Annotated in this window: 20 protein-coding genes; 10 read left to right on the top strand and 10 right to left on the bottom strand. The window is 40.2% G+C overall.

Annotated features, from left to right (window positions below):
* Positions 1-178: 178 nt before the first annotated feature.
* Genes J8M01_RS10930 through J8M01_RS10920 form a run of 3 tightly spaced genes read left to right on the top strand, consistent with a single transcriptional unit; the run spans position 179 to position 5,827 of the window.
* A complete protein-coding gene (locus J8M01_RS10930; RefSeq protein ID WP_211057998.1) occupies positions 179-3,016 on the top strand; it encodes a TonB-dependent receptor in 2,838 nt (945 codons plus the stop codon).
* A gap of 56 nt (positions 3,017-3,072) precedes the next feature.
* Positions 3,073-4,260: a M14 family metallopeptidase gene (locus J8M01_RS10925; RefSeq protein WP_211057997.1), complete on the top strand. Its 1,188-nt coding sequence runs from the start codon at positions 3,073-3,075 to the stop codon at positions 4,258-4,260.
* Between the two features lies 1 nt (position 4,261).
* Complete coding sequence (locus tag J8M01_RS10920) at positions 4,262-5,827, top strand: amidohydrolase family protein (protein WP_211057996.1); 1,566 nt, start codon at positions 4,262-4,264, stop codon at positions 5,825-5,827.
* Between the two features lie 107 nt (positions 5,828-5,934).
* Here J8M01_RS10920 and J8M01_RS10915 read toward each other — a convergent pair whose 3' ends face one another.
* On the bottom strand, positions 5,935-7,086 hold the full coding sequence (locus tag J8M01_RS10915; protein ID WP_211057995.1) for an alkene reductase: 1,152 nt from the start codon (positions 7,084-7,086) through the stop codon (positions 5,935-5,937).
* A 171-nt stretch (positions 7,087-7,257) separates the two neighbouring features.
* On the opposite strand from J8M01_RS10915, the gene J8M01_RS10910 reads away from it, so the two are divergent.
* Positions 7,258-8,172, top strand: a complete 915-nt coding sequence (locus J8M01_RS10910; protein WP_211057994.1) for a LysR family transcriptional regulator — start codon at positions 7,258-7,260, stop codon at positions 8,170-8,172.
* Between the two features lie 269 nt (positions 8,173-8,441).
* The gene (locus J8M01_RS10905) at positions 8,442-9,317 is read left to right on the top strand and encodes a hypothetical protein (RefSeq protein ID WP_211057993.1); all 876 of its coding nucleotides are present in this window, start codon (positions 8,442-8,444) and stop codon (positions 9,315-9,317) included.
* A 203-nt stretch (positions 9,318-9,520) separates the two neighbouring features.
* On the opposite strand, the gene J8M01_RS10900 is transcribed toward J8M01_RS10905, so the two are convergent.
* Complete coding sequence (locus tag J8M01_RS10900) at positions 9,521-9,865, bottom strand: ribonuclease E inhibitor RraB (protein WP_211057992.1); 345 nt, start codon at positions 9,863-9,865, stop codon at positions 9,521-9,523.
* A 589-nt stretch (positions 9,866-10,454) separates the two neighbouring features.
* Between J8M01_RS10900 and J8M01_RS10895 the strand changes: the two genes are divergently transcribed.
* The 4 genes from J8M01_RS10895 to J8M01_RS10880 are packed head-to-tail and all read left to right on the top strand — an operon-like array spanning position 10,455 to position 14,979.
* Entirely contained in the window at positions 10,455-11,735 is a 1,281-nt protein-coding gene (locus J8M01_RS10895; RefSeq protein ID WP_211057991.1) for an HlyD family efflux transporter periplasmic adaptor subunit, read from the top strand.
* 12 nt (positions 11,736-11,747) lie between these two features.
* Positions 11,748-12,437, top strand: a complete 690-nt coding sequence (locus tag J8M01_RS10890) for an ABC transporter ATP-binding protein (protein ID WP_211057990.1) — start codon at positions 11,748-11,750, stop codon at positions 12,435-12,437.
* Between the two features lie 9 nt (positions 12,438-12,446).
* Entirely contained in the window at positions 12,447-13,763 is a 1,317-nt protein-coding gene (locus J8M01_RS10885; protein WP_210996590.1) for an ABC transporter permease, read from the top strand.
* A 10-nt stretch (positions 13,764-13,773) separates the two neighbouring features.
* Positions 13,774-14,979, top strand: coding sequence for an FtsX-like permease family protein (locus J8M01_RS10880; protein ID WP_211057989.1), 1,206 nt, complete (start codon positions 13,774-13,776; stop codon positions 14,977-14,979).
* Positions 14,980-15,553: 574 nt separating this feature from the next.
* On the opposite strand, the gene J8M01_RS10875 is transcribed toward J8M01_RS10880, so the two are convergent.
* Positions 15,554-15,784 (bottom strand): helix-turn-helix transcriptional regulator, encoded by a 231-nt coding sequence (locus tag J8M01_RS10875; protein WP_211057988.1) that lies wholly within the window; start codon positions 15,782-15,784, stop codon positions 15,554-15,556.
* 3 nt (positions 15,785-15,787) lie between these two features.
* Entirely contained in the window at positions 15,788-16,291 is a 504-nt protein-coding gene (locus tag J8M01_RS10870; protein ID WP_247671103.1) for a DUF2975 domain-containing protein, read from the bottom strand.
* Positions 16,292-16,471: 180 nt separating this feature from the next.
* On the opposite strand from J8M01_RS10870, the gene J8M01_RS10865 reads away from it, so the two are divergent.
* Positions 16,472-18,517 (top strand): S9 family peptidase, encoded by a 2,046-nt coding sequence (locus J8M01_RS10865; RefSeq protein WP_211057986.1) that lies wholly within the window; start codon positions 16,472-16,474, stop codon positions 18,515-18,517.
* 61 nt (positions 18,518-18,578) lie between these two features.
* Here J8M01_RS10865 and J8M01_RS10860 read toward each other — a convergent pair whose 3' ends face one another.
* The 6 genes from J8M01_RS10860 to J8M01_RS10835 form a co-directional block, all read right to left on the bottom strand.
* Complete coding sequence (locus J8M01_RS10860) at positions 18,579-21,620, bottom strand: efflux RND transporter permease subunit (RefSeq protein WP_211057985.1); 3,042 nt, start codon at positions 21,618-21,620, stop codon at positions 18,579-18,581.
* A gap of 14 nt (positions 21,621-21,634) precedes the next feature.
* Positions 21,635-22,759: an efflux RND transporter periplasmic adaptor subunit gene (locus tag J8M01_RS10855; protein ID WP_211057984.1), complete on the bottom strand. Its 1,125-nt coding sequence runs from the start codon at positions 22,757-22,759 to the stop codon at positions 21,635-21,637.
* 47 nt (positions 22,760-22,806) lie between these two features.
* Positions 22,807-22,959 (bottom strand): hypothetical protein, encoded by a 153-nt coding sequence (locus J8M01_RS10850; RefSeq protein ID WP_211057983.1) that lies wholly within the window; start codon positions 22,957-22,959, stop codon positions 22,807-22,809.
* Between the two features lie 64 nt (positions 22,960-23,023).
* Positions 23,024-23,554, bottom strand: a complete 531-nt coding sequence (locus J8M01_RS10845) for a cytochrome b/b6 domain-containing protein (protein WP_211057982.1) — start codon at positions 23,552-23,554, stop codon at positions 23,024-23,026.
* On the bottom strand, positions 23,551-23,847 hold the full coding sequence (locus J8M01_RS10840) for a c-type cytochrome (protein WP_211057981.1): 297 nt from the start codon (positions 23,845-23,847) through the stop codon (positions 23,551-23,553). The genes J8M01_RS10845 and J8M01_RS10840 overlap by 4 nt, the downstream gene beginning before the upstream one ends.
* A 50-nt stretch (positions 23,848-23,897) precedes the next feature.
* Complete coding sequence (locus J8M01_RS10835) at positions 23,898-24,341, bottom strand: hypothetical protein (RefSeq protein WP_211057980.1); 444 nt, start codon at positions 24,339-24,341, stop codon at positions 23,898-23,900.
* Positions 24,342-24,373 lie beyond the last annotated feature (32 nt).

The raw sequence follows: 24,373 nt of genomic DNA, 5'->3' as shown, positions 1-24,373 counted from the left end.
GTATTCCCTAAAATAAACTTAACATGCACACAGTCATGCTGGTTTTTATATTATTATCCGAGGTCATAACCAAAGGTTATGACATGTAAACGAAGTGTCAATTGTAAGTCTTCTAATAATTCGCCAATGTTAGTAGTCAAGAAACAACAACAATGACATAAAGTGTACAGGGGCTATCATGATAAGAAATAAAACAGAGCAAAACTCAACACCTCGCTTAAGCTATATAAGTGTCTGTCTTCTCGCGGCTATCGTGCCAAACACCTCCTTCGCAAACAATAATAACCAGGCTGACATTGAAAAAATTTCGATAATTGGCTCCAACATCAAACGCACCGCAGATGTCGGTGCACTGCCCGTTACAACACTGACAGATATTGACATCCAAAACAGTGGAGCAATGACTGGAGATGACTTAATTCGCTCTATTCCACAAATGGGACAAGTGAACTTTGGTGCATCAACGGGTAACGGTGGTGTCAATGATGCCCGAGGGGATGTGTCTTCAATCAACCTTCGAGGCCTTGGTACGGGTAACACTCTGACCTTATTAAATGGAAGAAGACTTGTTACACATCCAGGTACTCAATCAGAAAACTTTGTACCCGTTAGCACTGTTAACTCAAACACTTTGCCTGTAGCAGGCTTAAGATCACTACAAATTCTACGCGACGGCGCTGCGGCCATATACGGCTCAGATGCAGTGGCAGGCGTTGTTAACTATCAACTTAAAAGCGACTTTGAAGGCAATAGATTTACTGCCAAACATGGCATATCAGAAGGGACTAACCTCAATGAATCAACCATCAACTTTTTAACCGGCGTTAACTTTAATGCCAACGCCTCTCACTTTACAGGATCTGTCACCTTATATAACCGAGACGGTATGATGGCAAATGAACGGGCATATTCACAAAGCCACGACTTACGTAATTTTTCAACATTACCAGAAGAATTTATTGGTGATACACAACTAGATAATCGCACAACCTCAACCCCATGGGGGGATTTTCGCTCTGATTCGTTAGGCTTATTTCATCTGAGTCCTGCTAATAACAATGCGTGCGAGAAGAAGGTATCAGACGCAGTCTGTGCGAATTCAGGTGGCATCCCCCGAACACTCCGATTCGACCGCGCTGCTCATAGATCATTGGTTTCAGATGTGCAACGACTTAACTTATATGGCCATTTCACTCATGAGTTCTCTGACAATTTGTCTTTGTTTTCAGAAGCCATTTACTATCAAGCACAAGCAAAACGAGTGAGAGAGCAAACCCATAACCTCACAGCTCAGCGCTTTGTAATAAGTAAGGATGCTGCATTTAACCCATTTAATGAAGAAGTAAAACTGAATCGGTACCGTCCGTTAGATGCAGGCCCTAGAAATATAAAAGTAGATGACACAAGTTATCGCATTTTGATTGGTTTACAAGGGCAATATACAAATTGGGACTGGGAAACAGCCCTATTTTACAGTGAAGCACAAACTAACGACCTTGCCAATCGAGTGCAAGCAAGTAAGTTTCAACAAGCAATTAATAGCCAAGACACAAACCTCGCATATAACTTGTTTTCCGGAGCAGATCCAAGCAATCCAAACACAGCAGACACCACGTTGAATAATAGTGCTGTAGTATCATCATTTATGAGTGACATTTCACGCGATTCCAAAACCAGTTTAACATCCTTTGATTTCAAAGTGAGTAATGGACAACTCTTTGCTTTGCCTGATGGTGATGCTGGTATTGCTATGGGAATTGAGTTCAGAAGAGAAACATTTGATGATGACCGTGATAGTTTATTAGATGGGAGCCACCCATTTATCGACCAAATCACAGGTAAACAATTGTCTGGCAGTGATGTATTAGGCAGCAGCCCAACACCTGATTCAAGCGGAAGTAGAAATGTGTTCTCAGCATATGGAGAAGTATTGTTGCCACTCATTGACTCTGCAGAACAAATATTAGAGCTACAAATTGCGGCACGATACGAGCATTTTTCAGATGTTGGTGATGCACTAAAGCCTAAAGTGGCCGTTTTTTGGGAGCCTATCGACTGGATCAGTTTACGTGCATCTTACGCTGGTGGGTTTAGGGCTCCAGGGCTCCCCCAAGTCACCGCTGAAGCCGTGCCTCGTAGTAACTCACTCTATGACCCAATTCTAGATGACAGTTATGGTATTAGTGATATTCGTAGCGGTTCTAATGACTTAGAGCCGGAAGAGTCAAGTAATATCTCTTATGGGTTTGTGCTTGCCCCCACAGACTCCCTCACCTTTACTGCAGATACATGGCGCATTAAACAAAAAAGTCTCGTCGGTATTTTACCGGGCGCTTCCCACTTACTTTATGATGGCCTGTTGCGTAGTCAGGGCAGTCAAAATGACGCTGTTGTTCGTGATCCAATAACGCGAGAAGTCATTCATATCAACAACACTTATATGAATTTAAACACTCGAGAAATTGAAGGTGTTGATTTGTCTTTCGTGTATACAATTGACACTCAATGGGGCCAATGGGAGTTATTAGGAAATGCCGCCAAACTACTTAAATTTGAACAAGTCGCAGATCCTATATCGACACAAATAATCGCGGCTCAGCACGCGGGTAATAGTGCCGTTCCGGCTGATCGTAATGTCTCTGGTGCCGGTGATTTATTATTACAAAATGGCCGTCCCAAATTACGCGCTAAAATTGAGTTGAATTGGCAAAAAGACCAATGGAATGCAGGGATCAGTTACAATTACACGGGACCCATCACCGATACCAGTACCACAGCAGAAGTTGGCGGCGAGGTGCAAACACTGCCTGTTAAAAGCTTCAAAACTTGGAACTCACATGCCAGTTACAAATTTTCAGAAAGGTCACAGTTAAGCGGTACCAAGATACAACTTGGCATAAGAAACCTATTTGACGCGCAACCGCCAATTGCTGATGAGTTAGCACATGGTTATTTTGGCAGCCTACACTCCAACCGAGGTCGGTATTTATATGCCAGTATCAGTGCATCTTTCTAGTTGATTCAATAATAATGGCGGTCCTCGTAAGTGCCGCCTTAAAAAGTAGGCCTTTTATGAACAATTATTTTTTCTTTAGCGCATGTGTCTTATCAGCTTTGAGCTTACATGGTTGTAAAAACATTACAAATAGTATTGGGGCAACAGCCCACGCTCAAACTTGTCAGTTTTCTCAGGTTAAGTTTGACCACAATTTTCCAATGGGACGATTAGATAGATGCGAGCAACTTTCTAAGAACACTTATAAACTAACCCTTATACCTGAGAACGAGCCCATAAATAACAGTCCATGGTACGCGTTCAATGTTTCATCTGTTTCTGCTCACACAATTCATATTGAAATGCATGTAGAAGGAGGCACTAACCGATATCTGCCCAAAATGAAGGTAGATGTACACAACGCACCGACACAATGGCAGCCTCTTCCCGTTATACACGATAACAAGGTAATGAAATTCGACCTAAACATAACCGACAAACCGACTTACATTGCCGGACAAGAAATCATTACCAATGCCAATTACGACACATGGTTAGAAAAAGTCTCGCAAAATTCTGCTGCTAAAGTAATGACTATTGGAAACTCCGTTGCCAAGCGTCCAATTAAAGCGATTGTTCAGTCTAATAATTCTAAACAATGGGTTGTGATACTTGGTCGACAACACCCGCCTGAAATTACAGGTGCCTTGGCATTGTTTCCATTTACTGACACTTTACTGGCTAATACTGAACACGCACAACATTTTCGCTCCCAATATAATATTTTAGTTATCCCAAACTTAAACCCCGATGGTGTTGCGTTAGGTAATTGGCGACATAATGCCAATGGCGTTGATCTAAACCGTGACTGGAAAACATTTAAACAGCCAGAAACACAGGCAGTACACCATTATTTAACTCAATTAGTTAAACAGGGTCACAAAATCGCTTACGCAATTGACTTTCATTCCACCCGAAAAGACATTTTCTATACTATGCCACATAACTATCAGGTAACTAACCCACTACTGACACAACAATGGTTAGACAAGTTGGCTCACGCACTCCCCGATTTTAATGTTATACAAAAACCTGGTAACAATCCCGATAGAGGCGTGTTTAAGCAATATATTGCTGATACGTATCGAGTACACGCTGTTACCTATGAAATGGGTGACAACACCGACCGAGATAGAATCAATGTTATTGCACGTACTGCGGCTAATACGCTTATGAGCACATTGCTAAACCCAGAGGCGCTTTAATATGAGCATAGTAAGATTACTGCCACTGTATGCCGTATTGCTCTGTGGTTGCACAACCGCGCCATTTGAGCCACAAAAAAGCGTGGATATTTTGATCCAATCAGGCCTAGTATTTACAGGCCAAGAACAAAAACTCAAACAACTCGATATTGGAGTATGTGGTAATACAATATGCGAAATACACCCAAGCGGCACTCATAATGTGAAAGCTAAAACCATTATCAATGCGCAAGGGTTAATCGTGTCACCAGGATTTATAGACCCCCACACTCATTCGTTATCAGAACTCAAAAGTAGCGATAAAAATGCAAATTTAAATTATTTAACCCAAGGGGTCACAACCGTTGTGAACGGTAATGATGGTGGTGGGACATACAAAATAACACCGTTAGTGCAACAGTTGACAACGCAAGGTATTGGCACAAACACCGCTTTTTTCGTCGGCCATGGTAGCGTCAGAAAAGCGGTAATGGGCAAAGCAAAGCGTGCAGCAACCCAAGCTGAAATAAGTGAAATGCAATCACTGGTAGAACATGCCATGCAAGCAGGGGCACTTGGATTTTCAAGCGGTTTATACTACGTACCTCAAACCTATGCTGATACACAAGAAGTTATTGCGCTCGCTAAAATTGCCGCTAAATACGGCGGGATTTACGAAACACATTTAAGAGATGAAGGTACATTCTCGATAGGTATTGTACAAGCCGCTAAAGAAGCAATAACCATTGCTAAATCAGCCCAATTACCACTGCATATTGCGCATATAAAAGCGTTAGGCGTAGATGCCTGGGGTCAAAGTGTTGCAGTGATCAAACTGATAGAGCTAGCGCGTCATAACGGCCTTAGAATCACCGCAGATCAATACCCTTGGTTAGCATCTGGTACAAAATTACATAATGCAATTATGCCTAAATGGGCTATGGCTGATTCGAAACAGGCGTTTTATCAAAGGTTAAATTCAGCAAAGTTGCAGGCTCGGTTACACCACGAAATAGCGGAGAGTTTGCGCATGCGTGGCGGGCCAAAGGCGCTCTTAATCACTGAATGTAAAAGCACCCAGTATGTTGGTAAAACCCTCGCTGAGGTTGCCAATATGCTTGCCATGTCACCTATCGATGCAGCCATACAGTTAGTGCAGCAAGGTGATGTACGTGTTGCGTCATTCAATATGGCTGAGTCAGACTTAACTGCATTTATGACCCAACCATGGGTCGTCACTTCCTCAGATGGTACGAATGGGCATCCGAGGAAGTTCGCATCATTTGCACAGAAGTATCACCAATATGTTAAAGAGAAAAAATGGCTCACCTTAACAGAGTATCTAAACCGCAGCACAACGCTGACGGCGAACATACTTGGGCTGGATAATAGAGGTAAAATCAAACTTGGTTTTGCCGCAGATATAACCATATTCGACCCAAATACATTTCAAGGTGAGGCCGATTACCAACATTGGGATGCTATTTCAAAGGGTGTTCATACGGTTATTGTGAATGGCAAGATTGCCGTTCACAATACCATTCACACAAACGCGCTTGGTGGGCAAGTTCTGCTTAAAAACAACTAGCATTCACCACAGGAAGGCATTACATCTATAAGCCTTCCTGTGATTTTATTGTCGCATGCCCGTACGCTGTAACCCTACAAGCCGGCTTTAGCCTCTCATATTGGCCTCTATGCACTTTTATCCTGATGATAAGTCGGGTAATCACTGTAACCCGCCTCTGTACCACCATACATAGTAGTAGGATCCACTTGATTCATTGGCCAATTATTTTTTATCCGTTCAGGTAAGTCTGGGTTAGCGATAAATGGTCGTCCAAATGCAAAAAGGTCGCCATAGCCTTCATGTAATATTCTTAGTGCTTTTTCAACCGTATATTTACCTGCGTAAATGATCTTGCCTGAAAATAGCTGACGAGCGGTCTGATAGAACGCCACTGGTAAATCAGGGGCATTTTCCCAATCAGCTTCGGCAATCGATAAATATGCCAATCCGGCCTCTTCTAATAATCTAATTGCAGCGGTGTAGGTCTTTAACGGATCTGGTTCAACCAACCCTAAATACACCCGCTGCTCAGTGGTACTTTCAAATAACGGCGCAAAGCGAACCCCTACTCGGCTCGCGCCAACCACCTGACTGACAGCCGCAACGACTTCTTTTAAAAATCTCAAACGATTTTCAAGCGAGCCACCATATTCATCCGTACGTTGATTTGTATGTTCAGAAATAAACTGATTAATCAGATAACCATTGGCACAATGTAACTCAACGCCATCAAAGCCCGCATTCAGTGCATTTTGTGCCGCAGCTGCGTACATGTTCACTAAATCTTTTACTTCGGAGGTTTGCAACGCGCGAGGCTCGCTGGGGTTGGCCAAATCCCCCTCACCTGGCGCTGTTTCAACAAAAACCTTAACGGCATCGGCAGCCATGGCCGATGGTGCAACAGGCTTACCATTGTTAGGTTGTAAACTTGTATGAGATACGCGACCTACATGCCACAGTTGTGCAAAAATAATCCCCCCATTTTTGTGTACTGCATCGGTTACTAGTTTCCAGCCTTCCACTTGCTCTGGTGAATGAATACCTGGCGTCCAAGCGTAACCTTGCCCTCTTGGTTCTACTTGTGTGCCTTCAGTTACCATAAAACCCGCTCCCGCTCGCTGCGCGTAGTACTCAGCCATCAATTTATTTGGAATATTACCCGGCTGAGAGCTTCTTGAACGCGTTAATGGCGGCATTACAATGTGATTTTTCAACTCGTACGGGCCCAAAGTGGTGCGTTCAAAAAGAGCTTGAGTGCCAATATTTTCTTTTAACATGCCTATTCCTACTTATCTACTCAGCCTGCGTAACATCTTACTTAGACCAATTTTTTAATGCTGCCAAAGCTCGATAAAACACGCTGTAACACAGCCAATTTGATTTGAGCCGCTAGCTTAGCTGCGCTAAGATACAAACAGAAACAAGGTTTGTTTGTATAGGTAACAAATATGAGTGGTTTGCATAAATTAGAAATAAAGCAATTACGCATTTTAAGTGAGCTACTCGCGCTACAAAATTTGAGTAAAGTGGCACAGAAGATTGGGTTAACCCAGCAAGCGATCAGTGAACAGTTAAAGAAGTTAAGGGACATTCTGGACGACCGTCTATTTGTTCGCCAAGGTAATAAAATGGTACCCACCCCCAGGGCACTCGCATTAGAAGCCCCTATAGCAGAGGTGCTGGTTCAGCTCGAGGACATTGTTAAGCCAGAGCATTTTGAGCCTGCAACCTATCAAGGCGTATTTTCTATCAGTGCAACCGACTACGCTACTCAAGCTTTATTACCTGAAGTGTTAAGTATTGTTAGGGCACAAGCGCCAAGTTTAAAACTCATTGTGCAAGACTTTGCAAGTGACAATGTGGTTGAATTAATGAGTTCGGGACAGTTGGATTTACTGATCAGCTTTCCTGACTTTATCCCTGATAATTTACCTTATGAATTGTTATTCGCAGAACAACATTTATGTGTGGCAAGCCGGCAGTCGTCGTTGAACCAAAACACCCTGAGCATAGCCGATATCGCGAAACAACCCCAATTAGTAGTCTCACCATCGAGGGCAAATCTAAAAGGTTCGCACGATCAATGGTTTGCTAATCTTGGACTAAAAAGAAACATCATCATGTCTGTACCCAACTTTTCATCCGTGCCTGATTTATTATATGCGACGGATTTAATCGCTTTTTTTCCATCAAGATTACTGCCAAACAACAAGGTATCAATATTGGAAGTAGAGGCTCTGCCACCGCCCTTTGAAGTCATTGTTGCATGGCACCCTCGCAGTAGCCAAAGTAAAATCCACCAATGGCTTATCGAACAGTTACGCTTGGTCATTAATCAACCTCGCGCAATGGTACAAAATTAGTAAAATGATAACTACGCGAGATTTACAAACGTAAGGCATATAGGTGCTTAAGACAACCAACTCGCTGTAATTCCTTTGTTCAATCGAGTGCAAGTCTAGGAAGTCCAGTCCTTGATGAAATTATACTGTTTCAAGATCACTAATCAATATCATATTAGATAATTAGCTGTTGATCCCCGCCGATTTTTTTGGTTAGCTTAATAACTCTGCAACATGAAGAAACTATATAAACACCTGATATTTGGTTTATTCTTCTCAAAGGATTATTTATGAAAAAAGTTTTCAGCTATATTTTCAGAGACAAACGAGCGACAGTAAAAAATGCAGCTATTGGCGTAATATCTGCCGTTATACTCGCTGTTTCACCTTTAATAATAGAATTTATAAAAGGAAAACCTGAGCCGAGAACACAAATAAACCAAAATGGTGGAAGTTCTAACACTAATATAGTATCCCATAATGGAAACGTAAGTTACAACAATCCTAAAACGCTTCAAGAGTATCGTACTTTAGGTGAGATTGAAGGATATAAAAGCGGGTTCTCAGATGGCTTTAATACTGTAGCAGCAGATAACCATATACCTGTTGTTCCAGAAGACATTCTGAATAAAATGTTTCCTCCAATCAGAGGCTTTACTTTCGCCGCCCGAAGAGCCAAAGTCAAAGAGTTATGTACTAACGGTAGCTTAGCAGAAATGGATGCTTGCAGGGCTGAAGTGATGTTTGGAATGGTCAGTAAACATGAAACAGGCAAAGTTAGTACTGAAAAGTTAGAAAAGAAAAAGTTAAAAGACCAAGAACTTGCTAAAAAAGGGATGGGAACACTTGTAATAAACTATAGTTTTGCTTTTCATCCTAAATTAGACGGCACATTGGGCTCCGAGGAGATTTACCTTCGGAGTCATAAGACGCTATTTTTACTGTGCTCAAAAACAACAGGTTGTGAGATCGTAGATTTTGATAAATATTTCCCAAACATGTTAAAATATCTTAACGGCCGTAAATTAGTCAAAGGTGTAAGGCCAATCCATGGAGAAGCATTTACAGAATACCGAATAAGAATGACTTCGTTATATCTTCAATCAAAAATCATCCCTATTTCCGATTTAGAAATTGTAGCAATGCTAAAAAGCCTGAAACTTTAACAATTTTCTAAGGCTTATTTAGCTTAAACCATTTTCCCTCGACAAAACGTACCCACCTCCATTCATCAAAAATAGAAGAAATGGGTGTAACTATGATGGCTATCATCAACACAAAGAAAGCACATCACGTCATAAAGTTATTGTGATTAAATAAAACCAAACACCATGTATGACTGGTATTGTTACGGCCTTCAATAAACGTACTAAATTTGGCCACACGGGCTCAGTACACCCCATGAGTTACAAAAACCACCCAAGTGGGAAAAAAGGTCATCAAACCTCTTCTGCTCTTGAATTATAAACTCATACGTCACTTTACTTTTTACCGTCACCGAGACATACCCTGATTCATCTCCTTCTTCAATCGAATCTTCATCAGGGTCTACAAAACTCGCGTTAGGCAACAGTTCTAAAATTGCAGCTCGCTGACCTTGATTTAATGGCCAAGACTCAACGTCATGTACAGCGCTGAAGTCAAAGTTTCTTTCCTCTAACAAACGCAGTACATCTGCGTCGGAATCAGTCGGCCAACTGTTTTTCTCTATCATTAATGAAATCTCTTTTGTCTATCATTGCAATGCAACTTATCACACATGATAATTATTTGCATTAGCAATCAAGGTTGAATTGCTAGAGATTTCGATATCAATAACCCACTTGTATACCGATTTAGTACATTTTTTATTAAAACAACAAATTGACGTGACTTAAACATAAAACAAACAATATCAGACAATTAGCTATAGATTTTAGTCTCACCTGGCAAAGCTGCTCACATTTGATGTCAACCTAAACTGAACGAACACGTAATGGCGTCGCCAACCTCTTTCCATAGACAGTGTTAAGGTTAACCTAGGCATGCCTTGACTCTGGAGTCTTGCAATATCCTTGTTTTTACAATTTATACAGTCAACTGGCCTCATCCATTCAAAAGTATTATTTTTATTGTAAACACTTTCCTTTTATTCGCTTCGTTTTATTTTACAATAGATAAAAACCACAAACACCAATTTAACATTCGTGACTTTTAAGATAATAAAGTGTATTTTGTCCCTGTTATATTTTTAAAATAATAAAAAGCAAATACTTAACTTTTAGCTGTATTGCCAAAATAATGAAAGGAAGCAAGGAAACGATATGAGTTATATCGCAGACACCAGTGCGCAAGATACAACAATAAAAAAATCCCGTTCACTAAAGAAGTTGATTGTGCCAGTTTTTGGCGTCGTTATCGCGGCAATCCTATTTTATCTATTTATACTTCCGCCAATCATCAATTGGACAAAAGGCACAAGTGCCGTACACAAAGAGAAGCTTAATATTGCGACTGTTGAACAAGGCCTATTTGTTAGAGACCTTTCAGTACAAGGCAAGGTCACTGCGGCGCGTCGACCTACATTATACAGCCCCGCACAAGGTACCGTAACGTACTTAGTTGAAGCAGGCGACAGCGTCATGTCACAACAAACGGTTGCCATCATCGATAGCCCCGAATTAAAGAGTGAATATAATCAACAACAAGCAAATTTGATTAGACTAAAAAATCAACTTGAACGTGAAAAGATTCAGGTAAAGAAGTCAAATTTAGAACAAGAGAACCAAATTGGTCAGGCACTAGTCGCACTCAATGCAGCCAAAAGAGAAATGCGACGCGCTAACGAAGCCATGAAAAATAAAGTGATCAGTGACATTGATTATCAAAAAGCCAGTGATGATTTACAAAATGCCAAGCGTGAATATGAACACGCAGTAAAAGAAGTTGAATTGGTAAAAGAAAGTCAGAAATTTGAAATTAAAACCCGTGAATTAGAGTTGCAATCTCAACAAGTCAAAGTGACTGAATTGAAACGTCAGGTTGATGGTTTAAAGGTCACATCACCTGTGACGGGTCTAGTAGGAAATTTAAATGCACAACAAAAAAACTCCGTGGCTAAAAACCAATCTCTTTTGAGTATTGTTGACTTATCTGAATACGAACTCGAAGTGCAAATCCCTGAGAGTTATGCGGATGACCTCGCCTTAGGCATGGAGGCCGAAATTACCCTCAACCAAAGCATGTATCAAGGTGAATTAGTCGCCATATCTCCCGAAATCACTCAGGGGCGTGTTCAAGGTAAAGTACGTTTTAAAGACTCGAATTTAACTGGGCTGAGACAGAACCAACGCTTAACAACGCGGATTATTCTAGAACGCAAACATAATATTCAATACCTCCCTAGAGGTCAGTTCTTAAAAACCTATAACGGGCAATTTGCTTATGTTGTAACCGATAATTCAGCAGTTAAAACCGCCATAAAAATAGGCTCACGTAGTCTAGGCAAAGTAGAAGTAATATCTGGCTTAAAAACAGGTGATACCGTGGTGATATCTGATTCAGATATTTTCAAAGACGCACCAAGCGTACGTATTTTACAATAAAAAGGAATAGTAATGTTAAAAATGAAGAGTTTATCAAAAGCGTTTGTAACGGATGCAATAAAAACGCAAGCACTTCACCCATTTGATCTCACCATAGAACAAGGCGAATTTGTCAGTATTATTGGTCCTTCAGGTTCAGGGAAAACAACCTTTTTGAATATTGCAGGGTTATTAGAAGAACACTCCGACGGTCTATATGAGCTGGATGGGCAAAATGTTGCGCAGTTTACCGATAAAAAAAAATCCGCCTATCGAAATGAAAAAATTGGTTTTGTATTTCAAAGCTTTAATCTCATACCAGAGCTAAACCTCTACGATAACGTTGACATGCCTTTACGCTATAGAAAGTTTAACCGTGATGAGCGGCACAAACGTATTATGCAAGCACTTGAGCAAGTCGGATTAGCGGGACGAAAGAGTCATTACCCTACACAACTCTCTGGAGGTCAACAACAGCGTGTTGCGATTGCTCGCGCTATAGCAGGTACTCCTTCCGTTATTCTCGCAGATGAACCAACGGGTAATTTAGACTCTAAAATGGCTGAAGGTATTATGTCCTTACTGAAAGACATCAATGCAGCTGGCACAAGTATCATCATGGTGACCCATGATAATGAACAGGCAGCCCAGGCTAACCGCATAGTACAAATTAAAGACGGTCACCTATCTGAATACACACACAATAAAAAAGCCATCGCGTAAGGGCATAACATGTATTCTTATTACTTCAAGCTCGCCCTGCTCAGCTTACGTAAAACGCCATTACTAAGCCTTTTAATGGTGATAATGATCGCGATTGGCATTGGTGCAACCATGACCACCTATACTGTCAGCTACATGATGTCTCAGGATCCTATCCCAAATAAAAGTGCAAACCTATATCAGGTTCAACTAGACAGTTTGGATTACGAGTTTGCTGATGGCGATACATTGCCTATCACTATCTCATATCAAGACGTCCAAGCATTATTAAAATCTGACATACCAAAAAACCACGTTGCACTGAGTGCCATTCAAGAAGAGATCCGCCATATAAATAACAAAGATATAGAGCCTAGAAGCTTGGAAGTTCGCTCAACTACCAGCGACTTCTTCAATATGTTTGAAGTTCCCTTTTTGTTTGGCGCAGGGTGGAGCGAACAAGATGGCAAAGATGCTGCCCAAGTTGCCGTGCTATCCAAAGAAACTAACACTTGGCTTTTTAATGGTGAAAACTCGGTTGGCAAAACATTTTATTTCGGTAAAGACACGTATCGTGTCATTGGTGTATTAGACGATTGGAACCCCTTACCCAAGTTTTACGCCCTTCAGAATGAAGCGTTTAAGAAACCAAATGGTATATTCATTCCCTTCAATACCCAAATTCAAAATGAACTGCTGACTTTAAAGTTAATGAACAATTACTGCTGGAAAGAACCGGATGATCAGTCCTTTGCATCTTTACTGGTATCAGAATGTATGTGGGTCGTTTTCTGGGTTGAACTCTCGAATAAGAAAAGCCATGATGAATATCAAACATTTATAGATAATCATGCTAAAGAGCAGCAATCTTTGGGGAGATTCCCACGTCGTATTTTCAATAAACTTTTACCATTGAAGCAATACTTGATAGTTGAAGAAATTATAAGCGATGATAGTAAACTGGCCGTGTGGTTAGCAGCCCTATTTCTGTTGGTCTGTTTGCTTAACTGTATGAGCCTCATGATAGCCAAGTTTGATGCCAAATCAGGTGAAATCGGATTACGTCGTGCTGTCGGAGCAAGCCAACAGGATATTGTCAAACAATTTGCAATTGAGTTATCAGTGATCGGTTTCGTGGGTGGGTTACTGGGATTGTTGCTTGCAAAGCTTGGGCTTATTGCCGCAGCCAACACATACCATTACCTGCACTCAGGGCTAATGCAAATGAACTCTCAACTAACTCTTGGCACAGTACTATTAGCGGTTATATCGAGTTTAGTGTTTGGCCTTTATCCAATCATCAAAGCAAGTTACATGCAGCCCTCCAGCCAACTTAAAAGCTTATAGGATAAAGAACATGCGTGATTTTTTACCCATAGTAAAAACATTTAAAAAGAAAAAAACGACCCCTGCTTTATTGGCATTTCAAATTGCTGTTACATTCATGGTACTTGTCAATGCCATTTATATGATTTCAGAACGAAACGACTTAATCGCAAGCCCTGTCGGCGTCGACATTAAAAATACACTTACCGTTATTACTAATTTATCTGACGAGCACGGGAATTTAGTCAATCAACTAGAAGACGATTTACTTGCATTAAAGAATATTCCTGGCGTCATCAACGCTGCGCCAATGACAGCGCTTCCGCTTGAAGGCTGGGGGTCTTATATTGAGTTTAAACTCGTACCCGATGAAGAATATGTTGCCTTTGGCGGATACTTTGGCTCAAACGAGGACGTGATTGATGCGTTAGGGCTTACCTTAGTCGCTGGTGAAAACTTCTCCCCTTCTGATATTCAAACGGCTGAGCGAGATGGTATATATAAATCCGCAAAAATACTGATAACCAGAGCCTTGGCTGAAAAAATATCTCCCGATGATTGGCGAGACATACTCGGTAAAAATATATACTTCTATAAACAACCTCACGAGGTGATTGGTATCATTGAGCGATTGCAAAATGCATGGAGTTCTTGGAGTGCAGTTGAATACACCGTAATTTCGTCGGTACGTGAGTCAAACCATAGCCAACGTTATATAGTTCGCGTTGAACCTGATCAAATGGACTACATCATAAAAGCGATACCAGCAGCTTTACTCACGCATGCTTATAAACGCATAGAAACAATTGAGCCTTTAAGTGAAGTGAAAAAACGCAGTTATCAAGAAGACTTAGCAACCAACCAATTACTCACATCGGTCTGTATTGGCCTCACCATCATTACCCTATTTGGGATCTTAGGTCAGGCTAGGTTTACAATTAACAGACGAGTAAAACAAATTGGCACACGACGTGCGCTTGGTGCCAGTAAATCTCAAGTAGTGCGTTATTTTATGCTAGAAAATGCCATCATCTCAACCATAGGTGTGGTAATTGGTATACTCACCGCCATCATATTAAACAACCAATTTGTGGAACTACTTGCAATCACACCCGTCCCGCTAAACTTTTTACTGTTCGGCGCTATTGCGATTGTGTTGCTTGGACAAATCGCAGTCGCTTACCCTGTTAGTCAAGCGGCCAAAGTGTCTCCAGCAATCACAACCAGAGGTGCGTAAACTCTCTCCCCTAGCAGCTTTAATTATGCTAGGGGAATGCGTTTTTTTAATGAGAATTCAGTTTTTGAAGTAAGTGCAGTTTTTTTGAATATATTCAGCGTACTCTTACTATGCCAGGATATGGTATTAACAATACCTCACAAATGAAAAGCTAAGGATAATAGCCTTATTGTATTTCATATTAGCACAGTTTGTTTCCTGACCAACAAATAGTGCATACACTAAACTACCCACGACCTATACAGTTAACTTCTTTACTAGGCTTGTTGTAGCACATATCTGTCGCTGGCGCATCTAATGACGTTGATGTTGCAATTACATTAAATGGCGCATGTGCCCTTCAGTCATTTAATGATGTACAGTGCTGGGATGAGTTACCCGTTTCAACAGACCCTACTGCCCCCAAAACAACATCACCCGTTAAAGTCATATTTTAACGAGTGATATGAATGAGAGACTATAAGCCACATACCTCGAATGTGGCTTATTAGATGGTATGCACCGTGATGGAGCTAACAGGCAAAAGCAAGCAGAGATAGCAGCTAACGGTGAACCACAGTCAGTGGACTCACCTTTAGCTCTTGCTAACACCTTTAGTCTCAGTTGCGCTAAACGCTAATATATCGCCAGGCTGGCATTCTAAATAGTGACAAATAGCCGCTAATGTTTCAAAGCGAACCCCTTTGACCTTGCCGCGTTTAAGTAATGATAAGTTAGCTTCGGTGATCCCGATGGCTCTCGCTAACTCTTTAGAGCTAACTTTTCGAATCGCTATCATCACATCTAAATTTACAATAATTTCCATAAGCTAAATAAACTCTTTATTTTCAGCTTCGATTTCTTTGGCTGCTTTAAGTAAATACACAATCACTAGCATCAACAAAATAGTGGTAATCTCATTGAAATCAACCGTAAGCTCAATACTGACACTGTCTTGAAAATGTCGCGCGTAATTACCTATCAGTAGCGTATCAATAATGCCCAGTATAAAACTCGTCAGTTTTAACCACACTAACCATAAGTAGCAATGCATTGAATCGGGTCCAAAAAATTGCCCTTGTTGATAATGGCTCAGTAATTTTTGCAACCAATAAACACCAAGAAGAAAGCTAAGTAGTAATGGCAGTTTCGATGCCAGCAGAAAGGGTTGACTCGCTGACGGGTTATCCCAAAGCGCAAAGAACAATGCACTAGAATTGAAATAAACGTTATCGTCTATAAAGTAACCATAAGCAAGATAAAAAATCACAGTGGTTGCTGCCAGTAATATTAATACTCTTAATAACCCGCTCATTCTCATAAGCTTTTGCATACTTACATTCATTTATTGCTCTTTATTCCTCAAAATACTTAAAGCAATAGTACCACACAATAATAAAACATTACAAAACAACATAAAATTATCGTTTTACAATAATTATTTTTCGTGTAACTATACTTACAAGTTACTTATCACTCTTTCAACATGAGTTAAAACAGCGAGAACCTAATTATGATCACCAAATACTTATTACCAAGCTTAATCATCGGCGCTTTATCTTCAGCCGTTACTCCACTGGTTTATGCCAGTAACATAGAAGGTAACATTACTAAAAATCAGGTAAATACAACGTTGATCCCGATGGCGGATTTTTTTAATAAAAGTTTAGTAAGTAATATAAAATTGTCGCCATCAGGCCAATGGATAGCATTTTTTCAAGAGTTAGATGGCGCGCAGAATATTTTTCTTGTGCGTAAAGGGCAACCATTAACACACGCTTACGCAGTGACTCAGTCTAAGGATCCCATTAATAGTTTTCAGTGGTCAAAAAATGATGACAGCCTATTCTTTACTCAAAATGAAAATGGTAATGAAAAGGATCAAATTCATCATTTAACATTTGGCAAAAACAAATCTCAAGAAGAAGTGCATCTTAAACTGCTCACTAAAAACAAAGATGCAACATACGCTTTGTTAGGCCAAGTTAAAGACATGCCTAATCAACTAATCGTGATGTCAAATCAAGATCAAAATGGTCAGCTAGATATTTTTCATTTAGATGTCATAACCGGTAAGCTAAAAAAAGTACTTGAAAACAAAAAAGGATTTCGTTCACTGTCATTTAACAGTCAAGGTATTCCAATGATTGCCGTCAGCGCCAACAGCGACAATACCAGTACACTTTATGTAAAAAATAAACATGAATGGCAAGCGGTATTTGACACCGCTTTTGGCGAAAACATGACTTTATTAAAATATGATGAAGCTAACCATAAAGCCTATTTAACGGGTGACATTCAAGAAAGGGATAAGCAAGAGCTCTTATCATTTGATTTTAAAACACAGTCATTTACCACGCTTCATCAAGATCCTGAAAATCAATCAGACGTATATAAGGTTCAGTTTAATGATGATAACCAGCCCATAGCCGTGTCATATTACGGTGGACACTTACGTACTTACCCATTAAGTCAAGCGTTTGCTCAACATTGGACTAAAATCAACAGCTATTTTAACGACACGGTTGAAATTAGTGTTAAGTCAATGAATAAAAAAACGGGGCAATGGCAAATTACCGTCGGCAGTGATATTAAAACCGACCGTGATTACAGCTACGATGTGAATACGCAAAAACTGCATGCGCTCCTAAACCAAAAGCCAACAATTGCCCCTGAACGTTTATCAAAACGCCAATCAATCAATTATAAATCACGCGACGGTGTGAACATTCAAGCCTATTTAACTTTGCCTAAAAACAAACTTAAAAACCTACCCACGATTATATTGCCACATGGTGGACCTTGGGCTCGAGATTACTGGACATTAAGTTCAGGGTATTTCAACCCGATAGCGCAGTTGTTAGCCAACCGAGGTTATGCGGTATTACAGCCAAATTTTAGGGCTTCAACAGGTTTTGGTAAAAAATTTCTAAACGCAGGAAATAAAAACTGGGGGCTTGGTAATATGCAGCATGACTTAACTGATGGCGTTAATTACTTGGTTAAACAAGGTATCACAGACAAAAGTCGGGTTGGCATTATGGGCGCCTCTTATGGCGGATACGCCACATTAGCAGGTATCACGTTTACGCCTGATATGTACAAAGCAGCCGTATCATACGTAGGGCCTTCAAGTTTGATTACCTTACTTGAGTCTTTCCCGTCGCATTATCGCCCTTATTTAGGCCAGTTCTACAGTGCCGTTGGCGACCCTGAAGTAACCGCTGACCGAGCACAGATGAATAGCCGCTCGCCTATTAACTTTGTTGATAACATTAAAACGCCATTACTTATTGTACAAGGTGCAAACGACCCAAGAGTTACCCAGCTTGAATCAGACAATATTGCTCGCGTAATGTATAAAAAAGACCTACCTGTTGAATATATTTTGGCAAAAGACGAAGGCCATGGCTTTCTTAAGCGTGACAATAAACTGGCCTATGTTATGGCAATGGAGCAATTTTTCGCTAAACATTTAGGTGGAAAAACCAGTAAAGAAACATCAACAGAGATCGCAACGCACCTTAAGACATTAAAAGTTGACCTAAGTAAATTATAATCTAAAAACAAAAACTACAGACATAAAGCTACCTTTATGTCTGTTAAATCTCACTAGTCCGTTAACTATGTGTCGCGGGCCAAGTCATTTTGACTTTATAAAATAGCGAATATAAAACCGGCAATAAAATCATTGTTAACACAGTACCAAATGACAAACCTGCCATAATCGCGATAGACAGCCCTTGCCAAAACAAATCTGGAGCCAACGGAATGACGCCTAGTACGGTTGTAGCTGCCGCAAGAAATACTGGCCGTATACGTGAAATGGCAGCATCGGTAATTGCCTGTTGTGTAGATTTTCCTTCACCTTTTTCAACATTTATTTGATCTATCAGTACAATGGCATTCTTTATCATCATTCCCGATAAACTCATCACCCCCAATAAAGCAACAAATCCAAAAGCAGCCCCACTGACTTGAAGCCCGAAAGAAACACCAATCATTACAAAAGGTATTAACAAAATAATAATTATCATGGGTCGTACTTGGTTAAAAAGAGCCACTAAAATAAATAAAACGAGTGCCAAAGCAGGAACTACACCGGGTATTAGTGATTTTTGAGAGTCAACAGTACTTTTGAATTCGCCAAACCATTCAAGTTTATACCCTTCAGGTAATTCAATTTTATTAAAATCCTCTAAGACAGTGTTTCTTAATGTCGAAACGGTCACTCCAACAGGCGTTGCTTGAACCGTAATAGCTCTATGACGGTTATAACGCCAGACAACAGGGTTTACCCATTCTGCTTTGATAGCATCGGTCACTTGCCCTAAAGGCACGGAATAGGATTGATTTAACGGTTCAACCTGTAAATTATCGAGGTTATTAATGTTTCTTTCCACTACATTTTCGCGAACTATGATAGGCAGCAATTCATCATCCCTACGATACACCCCTACTGTATAGCCATCATAAAAACGCTTAGTAGTGGTCGCTATGTCTAAACGTGAAACACCCGTTCTTCGCCCCTTGACCTGATTGTACTCGGGTACCAGATCGATAACTTGTTGCCGCCAATCTGTTGATACTTCTTTAGCTAAAGGAGAGTCATTAAGAATTTTCATACCTTGCTCCGCTAAATGTCGCAGTACTGCGGGGTCCGCATCTGCTGGACCAATAAACCTCGCTTCAAATTCCCATGTTAGTGCTGGACCCACTGTATATTTTCTAATTCTTGTCATGGCATTAGGTACATTCTGATCCATCCATAACTGAAGATCATTAACGACTGATGCTAAATCATCTAATTCAGATACATTAATAATAAGCTGGCCGTAAGAAGAGTTTGGCTTTTCAGGGTCTACTGGCAAATAAAACCTTGGTGAGCCTTGACCTATGAATGTAGAGACAGTTTTAATGCGAGCATCTTGCAATAAATACTGTTCGATCGGTTTGATTCCTTTCGAAGTTGATTGAATCTTCGTGCCTTCTGGAGCCCAATAATCAACCATAAACTTTGTCATTGAAGAGCTTGGGAAAAATATTTGCTTAACATTGCCAAAGGTTCCAAGTGCTACAGCCAAAAGTACAATCATACTTACTATTGTAAAAACTCGATTTTTCAATGAAAACTCTAGTGTTTTTCGAAACCCAGAAAGCAACTTTCCTTCTGAGTTACTTGGCTGTGCTTCAGGTTTTAGCATATACATACATTGTAAAGGGGTTATCGTCAAAGACACAAACCAGCTTACTGTGAGTGATATTGCGACCACAATAAATAGCGCTCGGCAGTATTCTCCTGCCCCCTCCATTGAGGCGAATATAGGGTAAAAAGCCATAACAGCAATAATCGTGGCCCCTAATAACGCGAATGAAGGACCTTTTGCTGCATCAATTGCTGCTTTTTCTCTTTCAATGCCTTTTCCTATTTTTACCACATACCCTTCTGCCACAACAATGGCGTTATCCACCATCATTCCTAAAGCAATAATAAGAGCGCCTAAAGACATTCTGTGTAGATCTATTCCAAACAAAGCCATAAAAATAAAGGTACCAAGGATGGTTAGCGTAAGCGCAGTACCAATAACTACCCCCATTTTCCAACCCATAGCAAGTGTCAAAACAATTAACACAATGCCCACTGCTTGGACAAAATTAATCAAAAAATTATTTACAGATTCATCAACTACTTCAGGCTGCCAATGAATAGGAATTGCTTCTATACCAATAGGTAACCTCATGTTAATTTCATTCAGTTTAGCAGCTACCCGTTTTCCCAACTCTACAACATTGGTCCCTTCTTGAGGCGAGATTGATAGCACAATTGCGGGTTCACCATTTAAACGCATAAGCTCACTTTCTGGCTCAATATAACCTTCGCTAATGGTTCCTATATCACTGACCCTAATGAACTCACTGGCATTGTTTCTTGATTGAGCATGTATTAATAAGTCGCCTATGTCATCGGGAGATTTAAAACTTCCTGATGGCCTGACACTTAAGCGATAGCTATCTAACTCAACATGGCCTGCGTCAATCACTTTATTCTGGTTACTTAGAAGGCTGTTTACTGAGGCACCTGAAAACCCTAAGCTAGCAAGTTTATTCTCTGAAATATCAATATAAATGGCAGGTTTTTGCTCTCCCCAAAGACCAACCCTTGCCACGCCCTCTAATAAACCTAACTCTTTCTGCAAGATTTTTACATACTTGTACATTTCAGAATAATTGTAACCATCACCTACGACTCCAAACATTAGACCGTATACTGCACCGAAATCATCGATAACCTTCGAGGTACCGGCCCCTTTAGGCAATTCTTCCTGAATATCCCCAACTTTTCGTCGTAACTTATCCCAAACCTGAGGCAATCTATCAGACCAATATTCACCTTTTATTTCCACCGTTATTAGTGAAAGCCCTGAAGTTGAACGAGAATGAAGGGAGTTGACCTCTGGTATCTCTTGTATCGCATTTTCAATGCGGTCTGTGATTTCTTGCTCTACTTCTGTTGAAGTAGCGCCATAATAAGAAGTCATTACTAACGCATTTTTTATTGTAAATTCAGGGTCTTCTAATTGCCCTAAATTAAAGAAGCTAAATAGCCCTGCAAGTGTTAACAAAACTGTACTAAATAATGCAACCACTTTGTTTTTCATCATAAATTCAGCCAGGTTCATATTTTAGTCCCTTGATTATCGAGTAAACGGACTTTTTGACCTTCTTTTAAGTAATTCACACCCGCGGTTGCTATCCAATCGCCAGCTTTTAACCCATCAATAATTACTATCCCTTGATCTAGAAGCGTACCTTTTTGAACTGGGTGCTTTTTTACGGTTTGCATTTCAATGTCATAGAGCCAAACGAAAGTCGTTTTAGAATCGGAAGAGCTAAATATTGAAGACAGAGGGACCACAACTTGAAAAGTATCTTGTTCCGGCCGTGCAACGTCTCCTGTAGCGTAGCCTGACATCCCTGGCAAAATATCGATTCCATCAGGTGGCGTCATTTGCAGCCTTACTTTATAAGTACGAGTTGATTGAGACGCCTCATTACTAACTTCTTTAATTGTCGCTGGTATTACTAAGTCAGGAAAAGAATCAAACCGCACTCTTGAATTTTTGACGTAGGGTAAATTTGATATTAAATTTTCAGGTATGTTTATATCCATTTCAATTTTAGATATATCCACTATTCTAATAACTGAAGAATTACTACTAATATCCTGAAAGTTGTCTGCGTACCTTTGAACAACTACCCCATCAAATGGCGCTTTTAATGTGGCATAGCTTAGTCTATCTTTAGCTGCATTTAATAAAGACGTAGAAGATGCATATGAGGCTTTAGCTTGATCATATGTTGCTTTTCGAGCATCTATTGTGGATTTACTCACGGCACCTGCGTCTGTTTCTTGGATTCTGATGACCCTTTCATATTCTATTTTCGCGTTACTTAATTGCGCTTTTGTATTAGCTAATCCTGCTTCAGCATTCGCCAACTCCACTTCAAAATCTCTTTTGTCTAGTACAGCTAATACATCACCTATACGTACCTCTTGCCCTATTTTTACGGGTATATCGTTCAAAGTACCTGATACTCTAAACGATAAATCAACCTCCTGTGTTGCCCGTGCTACCCCTGGAAATTTTTTGTCTGCTATATGTTTTGCAGAGCCTATTTTCATTGCTTTGATTGGACGAGTTGACTCGACTTCCTCTTTAGGTGAAGGGTGGCAAGCGGTCAATAGTATAGATAAACTCAATAGTAAAAATGATTTTGTGAACTTTGATTTTTTTAGCATTTTTATCTCCTACAAGAAGCTAATTTATGAGACGTGAACTGACCTATCTAATTGCTCTGTTTAGTTGCTAAGGTACCCGTTCGCTGGGTGGCGACGACCACCGTTTCAAATAAGTGTGGAGAAGCGACCGCTGAAGATTGCTCGGTTGCTAACAACTCCATTAATGAAGCGATTTCATCCAGAGGTTTAATTTCAAGCATTGTCTTCTTCTTTGTTTTTAGTAAATGTGGAAGTTGGATAACGCTGTTTGGTCTTGCGTGACGCTTATTCTTTACGCTTGTAGAACCACATTTTCGATAAATTGCCATTTTTCAAAACAAAATGGTGATAGAGTGCAGCGAGTGTATGAAATACGATTAGTGCGGTTAATAGCAACGTTAATACCCCATGTATTCGCCTAGCAGGTAGTTCAGGTAAATTTTCAGGAAGTGTTTCGCCAAGCCGCATAATTTCAAACATGTCAATTTGTATTGACATTCCGATCCCCGACAACACAATCAAAAAAACTAATAGATACAATGTCCGATGAGTAAGAGAAGCTAACTTATGTATTAAAAGACTACTTTCATTCTCTTTTAACGCTCCCATAGAAGTTGATGTCATTCTCACTATGAGCCTAATAACAAATAATGCGCCAATAAAAACTCCAGCCGCAGTATGAACTTTGATCCGATCAACCTTTAATTCTAAATCGTTTGACAGTGATGCAATATCATTTCCCATAAATAGTGCAATTAGTATGCTTGGCACCAATATCCAATGAAGCAACACAAGTAAGTTTGAGTAGGGTTTCATGGTTTCACCTCTTCACTGCTAACACGACGAAGCATATAATTGATAGCACCAATAATTTCTGCGTTAGAACACTTTTTGCAGCCCCCTTTAACCTTGTGCTCTTCGGAGCCTTCGAGCACGATCTGTTTTATTTCATCAATAGAATGTTTTTCTAGATACTCCAACCAAAGTTGTTTGTCTTCAATACTGGGCGCACCTGATATAAACCCCTTAATCCCACCGTTGTGACATGAGCTACAAACCTTGTTAAAGGTCTTATTTTCACCTTGTGCATAACAAAAAGATGAAAACAAAAGAAAAATCAATATGCTTATATTTGTTGTTTTATACCGCATGTGAAACATTAGCCCCCTTTCTTTTTACCTGTTAGTTTTTTGCCATCTCTAATATTTAAAAACATTAGTGCGCCATTTACTGCACCTACAATCAATTCGATGATTTGAATCGCAACAAAAGTTGTATCAAATGCTCCAGCTGCCGCTTTGTAGTTTAAGAACATCGCCGCTGGCACCAATACAAAAACCCCATTTATTGCAATAAATGGCATGCGCTTTTTCTTTCCATCAACTACCCGCCCTTTTTTTGTTTTTGATAATGCAGCCCCTGTTGCCCCCGCGGTTGCTATACATGGCACTAAAATAAAAAGCCCGGGGAAAACAACCAAAGATTTCACTAAAATTATTAACTCTTTAGACCCAAAAACTTCGGCGCTCACGGTTGAGACAAAAAAAGTCACCACGCATAAAAAAGCAGAAACCGCAGCTATTCGATGTAATTTATGTATCATTTTTTCTCCACTACAAATCCAAAACTTGACAA

Origin of the sequence: Pseudoalteromonas sp. MMG005, assembly GCF_018101015.1 — a bacterium.
Lineage (GTDB): Bacteria > Pseudomonadota > Gammaproteobacteria > Enterobacterales > Alteromonadaceae > Pseudoalteromonas > Pseudoalteromonas aurantia.
This window is presented reverse-complemented; position numbering and strand designations above follow the sequence as displayed.